The 14,630-nt window shown below is 47.4% G+C and carries 10 protein-coding genes; 5 read left to right on the top strand and 5 right to left on the bottom strand.

Features of this window, described 5'->3' with window-relative positions:
- Positions 1 to 261: 261 nt before the first annotated feature.
- From QUA27_RS11240 to QUA27_RS11220, 5 genes are all read right to left on the bottom strand, one after another.
- On the bottom strand, positions 262 to 855 hold the full coding sequence (locus tag QUA27_RS11240) for a GNAT family N-acetyltransferase (RefSeq protein WP_333068036.1): 594 nt from the start codon (positions 853 to 855) through the stop codon (positions 262 to 264).
- A 150-nt stretch (positions 856 to 1,005) separates the two neighbouring features.
- Positions 1,006 to 1,605 (bottom strand): transglutaminase-like domain-containing protein, encoded by a 600-nt coding sequence (locus QUA27_RS11235; protein WP_333068035.1) that lies wholly within the window; start codon positions 1,603 to 1,605, stop codon positions 1,006 to 1,008.
- A 62-nt stretch (positions 1,606 to 1,667) separates the two neighbouring features.
- Entirely contained in the window at positions 1,668 to 3,971 is a 2,304-nt protein-coding gene (locus QUA27_RS11230) for a DNA phosphorothioation-associated putative methyltransferase (protein ID WP_333068034.1), read from the bottom strand.
- 204 nt (positions 3,972 to 4,175) lie between these two features.
- Positions 4,176 to 7,592, bottom strand: a complete 3,417-nt coding sequence (locus QUA27_RS11225) for a hybrid sensor histidine kinase/response regulator (RefSeq protein ID WP_333068032.1) — start codon at positions 7,590 to 7,592, stop codon at positions 4,176 to 4,178.
- Positions 7,593 to 7,715: 123 nt separating this feature from the next.
- The gene (locus QUA27_RS11220) at positions 7,716 to 8,147 is read right to left on the bottom strand and encodes a response regulator (protein WP_333068031.1); all 432 of its coding nucleotides are present in this window, start codon (positions 8,145 to 8,147) and stop codon (positions 7,716 to 7,718) included.
- Positions 8,148 to 8,543: 396 nt separating this feature from the next.
- On the opposite strand from QUA27_RS11220, the gene purC reads away from it, so the two are divergent.
- The 5 genes from purC to lpxA all read left to right on the top strand — a co-directional run bounded on the left by purC (position 8,544) and on the right by lpxA (position 14,572).
- On the top strand, positions 8,544 to 9,272 hold the full coding sequence (gene purC, locus QUA27_RS11215) for a phosphoribosylaminoimidazolesuccinocarboxamide synthase (RefSeq protein ID WP_333068030.1): 729 nt from the start codon (positions 8,544 to 8,546) through the stop codon (positions 9,270 to 9,272).
- Between the two features lie 190 nt (positions 9,273 to 9,462).
- A complete protein-coding gene (locus QUA27_RS11210; RefSeq protein ID WP_333068028.1) occupies positions 9,463 to 11,847 on the top strand; it encodes a BamA/TamA family outer membrane protein in 2,385 nt (794 codons plus the stop codon).
- A gap of 266 nt (positions 11,848 to 12,113) precedes the next feature.
- The gene (lpxC, locus tag QUA27_RS11205; RefSeq protein ID WP_333068027.1) at positions 12,114 to 12,968 is read left to right on the top strand and encodes a UDP-3-O-acyl-N-acetylglucosamine deacetylase; all 855 of its coding nucleotides are present in this window, start codon (positions 12,114 to 12,116) and stop codon (positions 12,966 to 12,968) included.
- A gap of 68 nt (positions 12,969 to 13,036) precedes the next feature.
- Positions 13,037 to 13,558: a 3-hydroxyacyl-ACP dehydratase FabZ gene (gene fabZ / locus QUA27_RS11200; protein ID WP_333068025.1), complete on the top strand. Its 522-nt coding sequence runs from the start codon at positions 13,037 to 13,039 to the stop codon at positions 13,556 to 13,558.
- A 219-nt stretch (positions 13,559 to 13,777) separates the two neighbouring features.
- Positions 13,778 to 14,572 carry an acyl-ACP--UDP-N-acetylglucosamine O-acyltransferase gene (gene lpxA / locus QUA27_RS11195; RefSeq protein WP_333068024.1) on the top strand — a complete coding sequence of 265 codons (795 nt, stop codon included), beginning with the start codon at positions 13,778 to 13,780 and terminating at the stop codon, positions 14,570 to 14,572.
- The last annotated feature ends 58 nt before the right edge of the window (positions 14,573 to 14,630 follow it).

The raw sequence follows: 14,630 nt of genomic DNA, 5'->3' as shown, positions 1-14,630 counted from the left end.
CCTCCGAAGCTAGAAACTCACTCTATGCGAGAACTGAGAGGAAAGCGAGATAGCGGTTTTAACCGCCTAAAATTCAACCGGGGTGCTGACTTTCTTTGCCCTGCTACTTTTTATCGACTCTAACGATCGCTTATGACAACAACTTTCTAATCTATTACGTCAAGGAACATCTAATATTCTCAAATCACGGCTCAAAAAAAACTTGTAGATTTGTGCCTCTCACGGACTGCTGCTACAGCGATGCCTTCTCAATTCATGGTGTCAATCTACTCGGTTGAGACGATAAACAAAGCAATCATCGTCACCGAACTTTCGGTACTCGATAAATTGAAAGCCTAGACGTTCATAGAAGTGGTGGGCGCGAGTATTATTGGCCAGCGGATCAACGAGGAGAGCATTCACCGCCGGATCTGCGAAACATCTGACAATTGCAAGTTGCATCATTTTCGTTCCATAGCCTTTGCCTAAATCGGTTTCTTCCCCAATCCAAATATCAATTGCACGAAGATCCGCCGTGACATCACCCCAATAGTTGCTATCCTCACGTGCCGGATCGATGATTTGGACAAATGCGATCGGACGACCATCGATTTCGGCAATCAATTGCTCCCTCCAATCGGGCGCGCGCTCAAGTTCCACCTCCCAAGCCCAGTCATCGTTAGGATCTGACGAAATTACGTGAGGTTGCTCATCCCAGTGTCGTAACAGATTCAAATCAGCGGAGGTCGCGGAGCGTAGATTAATCATAACTTCTTTGAACGTCAAACTTGTCATAGCTGAGATCCGAATTTTCCCAGGTAATATTGGCTCGATCGCCCCTGGCTTACCCTGACTAAAATCATAGTCTGTTACCATAACTATTCCTCCTAAATCATACTTTGGAGGATATTCATATGATATTTAACGGCTAAATTGAGTGGCGACAAATATCACAAAAACTAAGCGACATGACTCTGATTATGGCTTCAACGTCGTGTTAGCGAGCTAGCATACAATCATTATCTGTCATAACAAAATACAACTCTTGGCAGACTCCAACGAAATGTCTGGGAGATTACGAAGCATATCATCCCATGTCTTCTGTGCTTGCAATGCTTCTATAACGACTTGAAGCGGCTCTGAGAATATGGCAGGAAAATCTGCCTCTTCGGAAAACTGAATCTTGAATGCTAATTGCTCTTGGGGCGGGGTGAACTGAGCGTTGACTCCTTCTTTGTTACCTCTTGCATCAACCCGATACCAACCAACTTCAGGTAAATGGATGGCATTGAAACCGTGCAAACTATACGGTGCACCCTTGTCATCAATACTTAACCGCTGGTAGCAAAGACCTGCTGGAATGTCATTTGCTCTTAGTAACGCTGCTAACAAGTGACTTTTCGCATAGCAATATCCTGTTTTGTGCTGAAGTACATCTGAAGCTCGACAGGTCACAGGACTCATTTGATAGTCATAACTGTGACGAATTTTATCTCGCACCCATTCAAAGCAAGCCTTAGCTATCGCCGTTGGTGTCTCATATCCCGATGCGATTTGTTTAGCACATTCCATAATTTCGGGATGCTGCCAATCAATAACTTTACTCACTTTCAAGTATTCTTCCATGTCAACCGCTAGGAACGCTATAGCCTCAATTGTAAAGGCCTCACCAACAAATTTCAACTGTGTTAGCCACTAACCTTTCCATCCTCTTTGCCCTCTGCGTCCTCTGCGGTTTGTTCAATCTTTCCCGCATTAGTAACAATCTTTTTATGCTGGCGTTCCGACGCCGCTTTTTGCAGCATTTTCAACTTTTCTGGGTCAGCATTCGATCGCCAAAACAACTTATGATCCTTAATTTTAACGCAATTTTCCTCCAAACACTTCACCCACTCGCGATGTTTTTTAACGGCGCCACAATCGAGAATCCCTAACTTTTCTTCTTGGCGGGTGAGTTTCGCAAATTTGTCGTAATGGGGATAAGTAGCAGTAACAAAAGCTTCTTTTCTAACTAAAATTGGCGGATTATACACATCAGAATAGTCTTGATATCCGACAGAAAGGTCACGCAAATTTATGTGCATGGAAGTGTGGAGGGCTGGATGCGGGTTAGCGTCAAAATCAGGATAAAATAAATAGGAAATTTTTGGTTTATGAGCGTGAAATTTGATGATTGTAGCGCCGTCAAGCCTGCCAATTGTGCGGTTGGCGCAGCCTTCGTAGAGCCGCAGCAAAGGGTCAAGTTCTTCTAATGCAGAGACGTGCACTGAAAGAGAACCATGCTGTTTGTAGCCGATCGCACTATCTTCGCAACAGTCAGCCACAATATCAGGTTTGCCCAAACTGTATAGCATTAAATCAGCCAACGTGCAAGCTTTTTGATAATTGTCAAACAAACCTTTGATATCATTGCGGATTTGAGCCGGGAGTCGGCGCATTGAAGGCCGATCGCCCAAACCGTTGAGAGCGAGATATACTAGCAAATCTTGGCGGCGCTTATCGGCGATTGTCTCCCAATCATCCGCATCCGTTGCTTGCAAAATCACCCTCCAAGCGCGATTAAAACTGTGAAATTCCCCTTTAATTACCGATTCTTCAGCTAATTCGCTTTTAACAGGAAGGCGGCCTCGATCGCTTACAAAAGCCATCAAAGGAGCCAGCATTTCCGCATAATCCTCAAAGCGCTTAACTTGCGATCGCACCCTGGGAGTCGATAAGTGCGATCGAAACCGAGAAGCGCGAAAACCTTCACCCTCGGCAGCATCCCGAAACACAAAATAAATCCCCAAAGCCACAGGAATTGCATCCACATTCAAAACTTGGTCAATATAAACCTTCAACTCTTCTTGTTCGTAATACTTCTGAAAAGTATTCCGAGAAGTAATCACCCCATCCCCGTAAGCAATTTGGCCTCGATCGCTATCATCAATCAAAACCTGAGCCGCCACAACTAATAAATTCTTAGTTAGTTCCCAAGCATTCAGCAAAGCTTCTCGGCGTTCCGCCAAAGATTCAATGACATTAATCACATAACCAATATTCACAATATCAGCACAAATTCGCGGAGTATCCGGCTGATAGTATGGGTCCCACCCAGAAATAGCATAACCCTCTTGTCCAATATATTTAACATCCCCGCCGTAACCGCAACCGTAGTCAAAAAAAGTCGCCCCGTCCCTCACTAAATCAGCTTCTAAAACCAGACGCAGAGGTTTAGAAAGCGAATTGCGTACCATTGCAGCTTTGTGCCGCTCGATCTTAGGAATTGATACCTCGCTATTCTCCTGTTTCACACGCTCGACAACAGTATGATCTTGGATTTCTACACCGCAATATCCCAAATATTTGAGCCAACCCTCGCGAGTGCCGATAACGCTAGTATTGTCAAGTAGCCCCCACTTTTCCTCGCAGCGAGTCAGCCTGGAAAACTTTTCGTAATGGGGATAATCCGCAGCTACAAAAGTTTCCTTACGGTGCAAAACCGGGGGATTTTCGCTGTTGCTGTAATCAAAACATTTAACTTCCCCAGTTGCTAGATTAATCTGGATGCTGGTTTGCAAAGCAGGATGAGCATCTGTATCGAAATCAGGGTAAAAAAGATAAGATATTTTAGGTTGATGGAGTGAAATTTTAACTAAAGTTGCTTCATCAATATTTTCCAGAGTGCGTCTGGCACAATTTTCGTAGATTCCGAGGACAGGGTTGAGTGTCTGCAAAGCGGAAACGTGAACGTAAAAAGCCGTCGGTAATTTTTTTCCCACCTTGCTTTCGCGACAGCAGCGAGCCACCTTTGCTAGGAGATTGTCAACATATAAATTATTGATTTCATCGACCGGGTACAGCACAGCATTTGCAGAATCTTGCTCAGAGATAGCCTTGTTTTCGTACAATAAAACTTCCCGACTAAAACTAATCAAAGGCGTTAGCAGTTTTTCATCATTTTCTAATGAATCGCTATCTAAAATAGTGTTTGTACTGGTATCGTAATTCATAGCTAAATTAATTATTGTTAATTAACCGCAGAGAACGCAGAGGAGGCGGAGTGAAAAAATAAACAAAATTTTCCTAGATTTTCTATATGTAGGATGCACACTCCGTACCATACCGCTTTATTTATTAGTCTTTTAGAGAGGGACTTCGTTTTTGTGATGGAGATTTTGATCGCCGACTAATATCGACTACGAGCTAGTAAGATATTAACCAAACATTCGAGTTTCCACAAATTCTTGAACCCGGGCTAAATGACTAGACAAACTCACTAATATGTTTTCCACCCTCTCAATATTTAATAATTCCCCCTCTGATGGTTTAGATTGAAAGCCTCGCGCTTGATGCTCCAATTGTGCTGCCAAATCCGACATCAGAGCAACTCCCACATTAGCCGAAGTTCCTTTGAGACGGTGGGCTTGATATTCCACAGCTTGCCAATCTTTAGCTTCTAGAGCTAGTTTGGCAGCAGCCATATCAGCTTGGGCGTCTGCCACAAAAGCTTGCAAAAGTCGCTCTGGCAATTTAATATTAACTCGTCCGAGTTGCTCCAATCTGCTCTTGTCGAACAGTCCGTCGTAGTCTCTATGTTCCCAAGTTTGAAGTGCGATCGCCCTTGGTGTCGGCCCAGCCACAACCTGCGCTTTTTCCACAACTTCTGTATAATTTGTTCCTAATGGAGATTTATTTTCAGAATTAATACTTTTAACTCCATACTTATTTTCACCATGAACATTTAGGGCTTCATACTTTTTCAGGGCCGCCGCCAAAGCATCTAAATCTACAGGTTTGCTGAGATAATCGTCCATCCCCGCCGCCAGACACTTTTCTCGTTCCCCCGGCATAGCATGAGCAGTTAAAGCCATCACAAAAGTATGCCGCTCGCTTCCTTCGATTTGCCTCAACTTTTGGGCCGTTTTGTAACCATCAAGTACCGGCATTTGACAGTCCATCAGCACTAAATCATAGCTTTTTTTTGCCAGCAACTCCAGCGCTTCTTGACCGTTGACCACGCAGTCAGCCTGATAGCCTAAAACAGCCAACTGTTCGACAAGAACTTGTTGATTGATCGGGTGGTCTTCCGCCACCAAAATTCTCAGCGATGACGGCGAATTGGAAGTAACATATTGAGAATTAACTGGTGACAACTTGCAAGTATTAGTAGGGTCCACTCTCCCAAACTCTCCCGTTCCCTTCATCGGCGCAAGCATTGCCTCAAGCAGGTGGCTTGGCCGCACGGGCTCGATCAAATATCCGTTAAAACCCCGACTGCAAAGCGATTCAGCCTTGGGCTGTTCCCGCAAAGCAGTCATGGCGATTAACGAGCCAACTATAGAGGTCGATCGCACTTTCCTCGCAAATTCCTCCGCATCCAACTCCGGCATTTGCAAGTCCACAAGCAGCAAATCCCAGCTTTTTCCCCCCTCCCCTGAATGCTGAGAAATCCCGCGCTGGGCATTGTTCAACCAACTCAAAGCCTCAGCAGCAGTTTCTGCCTCATCGCAGCGGGCACCCCAACTTTGAGCGAGCGATCGCACGGCTGCCCTTCTCAAAGCGCTTCCAGAGACTACTAACAGTTTCTTGCCCGCAAGTTGGGGATCGTGAGGCTCAACTTGCAACTGTTTTTCCAAAGGTACAGTAAACCAAAAAGTAGCACCGCTGCCTAGCAAACTGCGAACTCCAATGTCCCCTCCCATCATCTCCACTAACTGCTTGCAAATAGCCAAACCCAAACCCGTCCCGCCGTAAGGCCTAGTAGGAGAATCGTCTACCTGAGAAAAAGATTGGAACAGCTTTGTTTGCCCTTCTGCCGAAATTCCAATGCCAGTATCCCGCACGGAAAACAGCAATCTTGCTTGTTGTCTACCGTCTGCCAGTCCGTTGCCCTGTTTCACAGTTACGTGAACTAGAACTTGACCGCGATCGGTAAATTTTATGGCATTCCCCGTCAAATTCAGCAAAACTTGCTTCAATCTGCCCGCGTCGCCCACCAACTTTCTCGGAACTGAGCTGTCAACTAAAATATTTAATTCAATACCTTTTTCTTCGGCTAAGTGCGCTATGATTTCTATCACAGACTCAACGCAACTATCCAAATCAAAATTAGCCTTTTCCAGTCGCATTTCTCCAGCTTCAATCTTAGAGAAATCGAGGATATCATTAATAACATTCAGCAAATGTTCAGCACTGCGGTAAATAGTCTGAACGCAGTCCCGCTGTTTCTGTTCCAGAGGAGCGCGCAGCAGCAATTGAGCCATTGCCAAAACCCCATTCATCGGAGTGCGAATTTCGTGACTCATGTTCGCCAAGAATTGCGACTTCACCCGGCTCGCTTCTAAGGCCGTTTCCCGCGCTTCCACCAACTCATTAATCTTGTCGGCAACCATCACGATTCCCCCGACTTTCTCGTCTGGATCGTACCAAGGGTGAGCAGCCCACCGCAGGTACAGAACAGAGCCGTCTGCTCGTTCCCAGGCATCTTCGCTCACAGAAACTACTTTGCCTTGGAGCACTTCTTGGTACATTACTTTCCAGCGATTCGGCGTATCTGGAAACAATTCGTAATGGCTAAAATTATTCAGAGACGGCAAGTCCAAATTAAATTGACTAACCCATTTTTTAGAGTTAGCCATATAGCGCATTTGCTTATCGAACATCGCCATTGCTACAGGCACGCAAGTAATAATTTGTCTCAGTTGCTGCCGTTCCCTTTCCAGAGCATCTTCCGCCTGTTTCCGCTCAGTAATGTCGCTAATCATGCCGGCCATTCGCAGCGCTTGTCCTTGGGAATTACGTTGAGCTTTTCCCTGAGAAGTGCAGTAGCGGTAAGCACCGTTAGAGTGTAACAGCCGGAATTCTACATTATAATCTATTTCTTGTTCCAAGTGAGCGGCGATCGCCGCGACGATTCCCTCCTTGTCATCGGGGTGGAGGCGGTTGTATAGAGCGTCCATAGTCCTGCCAAATTGCTTTCGCGACAAACCGATAATTTCCAAAAGGCGATCGTTCCAATAAACCTCATTTTTACTTAAATCCCAATCCCAAATTCCGTCGTTCACTCCCTCTAAAACTAACCTGTAGCGTTCCTCGCTTTCCTTGAGTTTTTGACTGGTATGAAACGCCTGAGATTCGGCGCGGTACACGCGCATAGCATTGTACAAACTGCGAGACAAACTATCGGGAGAAAGCTTGTTTTTAGCAATATAATCAGAAGCTCCAGCCTTCATTAATTCCACAGCAATTTGTTCGTCGCCTTGACCTGTGAGAACAATTAAGGGAACTTTCAGCCCCGCTTCTCGTAGATTTTTTACCAAACTCAGCCCGTCTCCGTCGGGCAATCCGTAGTCGAGCAATACGCAGTCAAATTTGCATTCAAATATTTGATTTAATAGCAGCCCATTTTCTATCTCATCAACCTCGCTTAAAAGTTGAGATTTATTTGGTTTGGATAGTTTAGCGGTAGCCTGGGCATAATTTTTGTTGACCGAGAGTTGGGCCAGCGCATCCGCGCAATCTTCTGCTTCAGTAACTGCTGCCGAAACACCGGCGGACTTGAGCGAACGTTTGATCGCCATTCGATCAACTGCATCGTCATCAACTATCAGAATTGTGAGAATTTTGTCCATAAAAACCGAATTGTGGATTACTCCGAAAAAGCTGCTTTCGAGAAAAAGGAATTAAAACAACTGCATAGCTGAAAAATCATAAAGCTCCATTGAAAAAAAATTATTAAAAATTCCCTATTTTAGTTAGGGGATTTCGCTCAGCATCCAGTATCTGTTGAGGGTAGCCATCACTTCCACAAAGTTAGAAAAAGTAACAGGTTTAAGAATATATCCCGCTACATTCAAATTATAAGCTTTTACTTTATCTCTATCTTCATTAGAAGTGGTGAGAACGATCACCGGAATCGACCTCAAACATTCATCCAGTCGCAATTCTTGCAAAAACTCGATCCCGCTCATTCTCGGCATATTCAAGTCCAGCAAAATCAACCGGCGGGCTTGAGGCATTGGAGTATCTATTTTTCCTTCTCCACGTAATATAGCTAGAGCTTCTAATCCATTGGCAGCAATGTAGAGGGGGTTGACGATGTTATTTTTTTTGAAAGCTCGCCGGACGTTCATCACATCAACCTCATCATCTTCTACCAAGAGAATATGAATTTTTTTGTCTTGCATAAATCAGCCATTTTATAGATGTTTTTTAAGCGCCCGTCTCGTTGGCGATGTTTAGTCAGCACGGATCGCGAACCCAGCAGGTTTAATCTCTATTGTCCGTTGTCAAGAATCATTTATGCCTGAGCCGATGACAGTATCTACCTGCAGGCGTACTCGCCCGTCATTCGATTTTAGATTTTAGATTTTAGATTTTGGATTGACCCCACGGATAAATGCGGGGGCTTGAGGATTTTAGATTTTAGATTTTGGATTGATTCCACGGATAAATCTGGGGGCTTGTACCCTCAAGAAATTCTTGGTCAGAGAATGAGCGGTGCAGCGGAGATCCAAAAACTCGCCAATAACACCCGATCGAGCTACGGTAAAATCTAAAACTCATCTACATTATTAATCGCCATGTCAGCCGATCGCAAACTCTACGAAGGCAAAGCCAAAATCCTCTACTCCACCGAAGACAGCGAAATTTTGCTGACGCACTTCAAAGACGACGCCACAGCCTTTAACGCCCAGAAACGCGGCAGCATCGTCGGCAAAGGCGAAATCAACTGCGCGATATCCGCCCACCTGTTTCGGATGCTAGAAGCCAAAGGCATTCCCACCCACTTCATCGACACGCCGGCCCCCAACCAAATGCGAGTCTGTCGCGTCCAAATCTTGCCCTTGGAAGTCGTAGTCAGAAACATTGCCGCCGGCAGTCTTTGCAAGCAAACCGGGCTCGCCCTCGGCACAATTGTCAATCCGCCGCTGGTGGAGTTTTATTACAAAAACGACGATTTGGGAGACCCACTGCTGACCCGCGACAGGCTGCTGCTAATGCAGCTAGCCACCCCCGAACAAGTAGACCAACTAGAAATCGCCGCCCGCGAAATTAACGAAATACTAAAAGAATTTTTCACCGAGTGCGGCATTACCCTAGTAGACTTCAAACTAGAATTCGGTATCGACCAACATCAAAATCTGATCCTCGCCGACGAAATCAGTCCCGACACCTGCCGCCTCTGGGACAACGCAGAAGCCGACCCGGACGCCCGTGTGATGGACAAAGACCGATTCCGCCGCGACTTAGGATCGGTAGAAACCGCTTACCAACAAGTTCTCCAACGGGTTCTCGCTCAGAAAGTCTAGAGGCCTTGGTAATGCGCTAGAATTGCACAGTTTGTCACCCTTGTGCCTTTGATGTCAGCAATCAGCGGTCAACAGTCATCAATTAGCGGTCAGCGCGAAATTCAACCGACTTAATAACTAATGACTATGACTAATGAATAATGACTAATGACTAATGTGGTGTGTGGATTGCCCAAAAAAGTGAACAAAAATGCGTTTATCTGCTGTATTGGTGGCAGTTTTTACTGCCTCAGCAACATTCGGGTTATCAAATTCTGCAAGCGGCCAAACATCCTACTCTGATTCAGCAGAGGAAGCTTTGGCTGCCGTTGTACCCGCGCCGTCGATCGAATTACCCGATCGCCCCATTCCAGAATTAACCCAAGACCCTCCTCAAAACCGCAAAGCCGCTAAAACCAGCAAACGGGAAGCCCTAACAATAGCGGAGGCCCCCGTCAGAGGAGGGAACGACCGCAAGCCCCCAGACCGATTCACAGACGACCCGCCTTCGCCGGTTTCCCCTGCCAGCTTTCAACTCAAACCAGAGCTAGCATCCAACCCCTCCCCCGCCTCTAGCAGCCAAAACGCCCTGCCAGACGTGCAACAGGACAGCTCGCTCCCCCCATCGGAAGCGGCTGTAACGCCCGCCTGGATCGCAGCAGAGCTAGGGAAACCAGAGGAATCCGGGACGATCGCTCAAAACGCCCAAGTTACCCCCAGACCGGCCCCGACCAGACCGCCGGCTAACACCGTTCCCCCATTGCCCCCTGGTCCAGCACCGCAGCCCAGACAAACCCCCGCACCCGCCGGGGCGGCAGAACCGCAAGTGCTAGTTGCAGAAGTTACAGTCACGGGGGCGACGGACGACCTGGAAAGCGAAATTTACCGAGTCATCAGCACTCAACCAGGACGCACGACCAACCGCAGCCAACTGCAACAAGACATCAACGCCATTTTTGCCACAGGCTTTTTCAGAAACGTGCGGGCAGTACCGGAAGACACCCCGTTGGGCGTCCGGGTGACTTTTATTGTGCAGCCAAATCCGGTATTGCGGGGAGTGACAATCACCGGTCAGCAAGTGCTGCCCCAAAGCGTAATTGACGAAAGCTTCCGCGATCAATACGGCAAAATTCTCAACCTCCGTCGCTTTGAAGAGGGAGTGAAAAAAATTAATGCGTGGTATCAAGAGAACGGCTATGTTTTGGGCCAAATCACTGATGCCCCGCAAGTAGGAGACGACGGAACAGTCACCCTGGTAGTGGCAGAAGGCCAGATCGAATCCGTTGATGTCCGCTTCCTGAACAAGGAGGGAGAGTCAACGGATGCCACGGGTCAGCCGATCGGAGGCAACACCCGCCGCTTTGTCATCACCCGCGAAGTAGAACTCAAGCCCGGAGACATCTTTAACCGCACCAAGGCGGAAAGAGATTTGAGACGGGTGTTTGGTTTGGGAATTTTTGAAGACGTGCGACTTGCTTTGGAACCGGGAACGACTGACCCCCGCAAGGCAAGGGTAATTGTCAACGTCATCGAGAAAAATACTGGTTCTTTGGCGGCTGGTGCGGGTTTGAGTTCCGCGACGGGTTTGTTCGGTACGCTGAGTTACCAGCAGCAAAACTTCGGCGGTAGGAACCAGAAGTTGGGCGCTGAAGTACAAATCGGGGAACGCCAAAATCTGTTTGACGTGAGTTTTACTGACCCCTGGATTGCGGGCGATCCTTACCGGACTTCTTATACGATTAATGCGTTTAGAAGACGATCGATCAGCGTGATTTTTGACGGTGGCGAACGGGAAGTCAGATTGCCCAACGACGATCGACCTCGCATCAATCGCACCGGGGCCGGCATCAATTTCACCCGTCCTCTGTCGCGCAATCCTTTTGCCGATTCTGAGTGGACGGCTTCACTCGGCTTGCAGTACCAGCGAGTCTCAATTACCGATCGCAAAGGCCGGCGCGAATCCGAGGACGAACTCGGCAACCAGTTGAGTTTTAGCGATTCGGGATCGGATGACTTGACAACACTGCAAGCAGGTGTTGTGCGCGATCGGCGCAACGACCCCCTCCGCCCCACTAGCGGTTCCCTGCTCAGGTTTGGGATGGAACAATCGATTCCTGTAGGTTCCGGCAGCATCCTCTTAAACCGCCTGCGAGCCAGCTACAGCTTGTACCTACCAGTCAAGTACACTAACTTTGCTCCCGGCCCTCAAACCCTGGCATTTAGTTTTAAAGGTGGCACCGTATTCGGAGATTTGCCTCCCTACGAAGCCTTTGCCTTGGGCGGCGCCAACTCGGTGCGCGGGTACGCCGAAGGCGACATGGGAGCCGGTCGCAGTTTCCTAGAAGCCAGCGTTGAGTACCGTTTCCCGATTATTTCGTTTATCGGCGGAGCGCTATTTTTGGATGCTGGCACTGACTTGGGCACGGGCAAAGATGTCCCGGGCGACCCTGCCGGTATCCGCGAAAAGCCCGGTAGCGGTTATGGTTACGGCCTCGGCGTACGGATTCAATCTCCTTTAGGGCCGATCCGGATCGATTACGGTATCAACGACACTGGCGACAATCAAATTCACTTTGGAATTGGTGAGCGATTCTAATTAACGAAGAGTCATTAGTCAGCAGTCATTAGTTATTAGTTAGGAGTAAGCTGTCGCGCATTTAAATTGTACATTCAGGGCGGGCGGGACGCGCACCCCACTCATTGTTTTATTGTTTTTTGACAGACAATTTAAATGCCGCAACAGCTTAATTGCTAATTGCTAATTAGTAAGCTGCGGCCAGGCGCACCCTACAAATCATGTCTAAGGTGCGCGACCAGGCGCACCCTACTGTTAACTTCCCTCTTCCCTCTTCCTTCTTCCAAATGACTCAACGTACCTTAAAATCTGAATTTGAACTGTCGGGAATCGGTTTGCACAGCGGTGAACAAACTCGCGTCCGAGTTTTGCCTGCGGAGGTTGGGGAAGGCCGCTATTTTGTCAGAATTGACTTGCCCGGTGCTCCGATAATTCCTGCAAAAATTGAGGCCGTTTGTCAGACTGCACTTTCAACTGAACTAGCAGGTATCGATGCTCAAATTCGCACTGTAGAGCATCTCTTAGCAGCTTTGGCGGGGATGGGAGCGGATAATGCTCGAATTGAGGTTGATGGGGCGGAATTGCCGCTGCTGGACGGTTCGGCTCAGGTTTGGGTAGAGGCGATCGCCCATACCGGCTTAGTTCCTCAAGAATCGAAGCAAGACCCCACTTCCTCCTTCGTCCTAGAACAGCCAATTTGGGTGCGCCACGGGGATGCTTTTGCAGCGGCTTTACCGTCAGCGGAAACTCGATTTAGTTACGGAATTGATTTTGAGGAACAGGCGATCGGCAATCAATGGTACAGTTGGTCGCCAGAGGCAGAAAGTTTTGCGACGGCGATCGCCCCAGCCCGCACTTTTGGACTTGCTCGCCAAGTTGACCAATTGCGACAAGCAGGTTTGATCAAAGGTGGTACCCTAGAAAACGCCCTAGTTTGCGATCGCTCCGGCTGGCTCAACCCGCCTTTGAGATTTGCCAACGAACCAGTGCGCCATAAAATCCTAGACTTAGCAGGCGACCTCAGCTTGCTCGGAACTTGGCCAAAAGCTCACTACTTGGCTTACAAAGCCAGTCACAACCTGCACGTCCAACTCGCCCAAGCCCTGAAATCGCAAGCTCTAGCTACGCTAGATAAAAGTTAGGAAAAAACACGCGATCTGTTAAGATTGCATATTCCTTCTGCCATACCACACTCAAAAGTCTTCAAGCAATGTCCACGCTGACTGAAGTTAACACCCTCAATACTGCTAATTCTGAATCCGTCCCCACCGAAAACGGTGAGGAGTCTCCAGCGGTTAAATCTACTTTTACTCTCGAAGAAATTCAGAAATTATTGCCTCATCGCTATCCTTTTGCACTGGTTGACAAGATTGTTGATTACGTGCCGTCCGAGAAGGCTGTAGGAATTAAAAATGTGACTTTCAATGAACCACATTTTCAAGGGCATTTTCCCGGACGGCCAATTATGCCTGGGGTATTAATTGTTGAAGCTATGGCTCAAGTTGGCGGTATTGTTCTCGCTCAGTTGCCCGACATCAAGCAAGGATTGTGGATGTTTACCGGAATCGATCAAGTGAAGTTCCGTCGTCAGGTTGTACCGGGCGATCAGTTGCTGATGACTGTAGAATTGCTGTGGGTAAAACGCCGCCGCTTCGCAAAAATGCAGGCTCTGGCTGAAGTAGACGGACAAAAAGTTTGTGAAGGAGAATTGACGTTTTCGATGGTAGATTAAATTCGGAATTAGTGAGGGCTTGGGGGTAGTTTTAAGTTATGAGTTTTCAATTTAAATTGAAACCGCGAACCCTTCCTCGGAAGGAAGTAATCTTAAAATTAAAAAAATTCCTTCTTCGTGCTTCCTTCTTGCTTCAACATCCATCCGTTAAATCAGTTTAATCCCTTACACTGCGCGTTGCCGAACTTCCTTCCCACTTACCAGCAAAACAACTGACAAATGCTTACTTTGATTCACCCAACTGCTGTGATTCATCCCGGTGCTGAACTTCACCCGACTGTAGAAGTGGGAGCTTATGCTGTAATTGGGGAAAGAGTGAAAATCGGGCCTGATACTAAGATTGGTGCCCATGCAATTATCGACGGGCTAACCGAAATAGGCGCTCGCAATCAAATTTTCCCCGGTGCGGCGATTGGTTTGGAACCTCAAGATTTGAAATACGAGGGTTCTCCGACTAGGGTGAAAATTGGCGACAGCAATCAAATTCGCGAATACGTGACAATTAACCGCGCTACTGGAGCCGGGGAAAGCACGACTATTGGCAATCATAATCTATTGATGGCTTATGTTCATGTCGGACACAATTGCGCGATCGCCGATCGAGTAATTATCGCCAATGCTGTAGCCTTAGCCGGACACGTTAAAATCGAGTCTCAAGCCCGCTTGAGCGGTGTTTTGGGCGTTCACCAGTTTGTCCACATCGGCCGCTTGTCTATGGTGGGCGGCTTGAGCAGGATCGATCGAGACGTACCTCCTTATATGCTAGTCGAGGGCAATCCTTCGAGAGTGCGAGCAATCAACAAAGTCGGTCTCCAACGCGCTGGTTTGACAGAAGAAGATTTGCTAGTTTTGAAGAAAACTTTTCGTATTTTATACCATTCTGGCTACACTCTCAATCAAGCTTTGGAACAGTTGGATTTGTTACCAGAAAACGCCCACTTGCAGCACCTGCGGAGATTTGTGCAGCAGTCTATAACCAAAGGGCGGCGCGGTTTGATTCCTGGCAAAAAGTAAATGAGGTAGAATAAACCTATTGTTTGTAGTAAGGACTTTAGTCCTTATTAGCTAAAAG

Origin of the sequence: Microcoleus harperi Pol14_C6 (genome assembly GCF_036701295.1) — a bacterium.
Lineage (GTDB): Bacteria > Cyanobacteriota > Cyanobacteriia > Cyanobacteriales > Microcoleaceae > Microcoleus.
The sequence above is the reverse complement of the archived record's forward strand: the minus strand, read 5'-3'. Positions and strand labels throughout refer to the sequence as shown.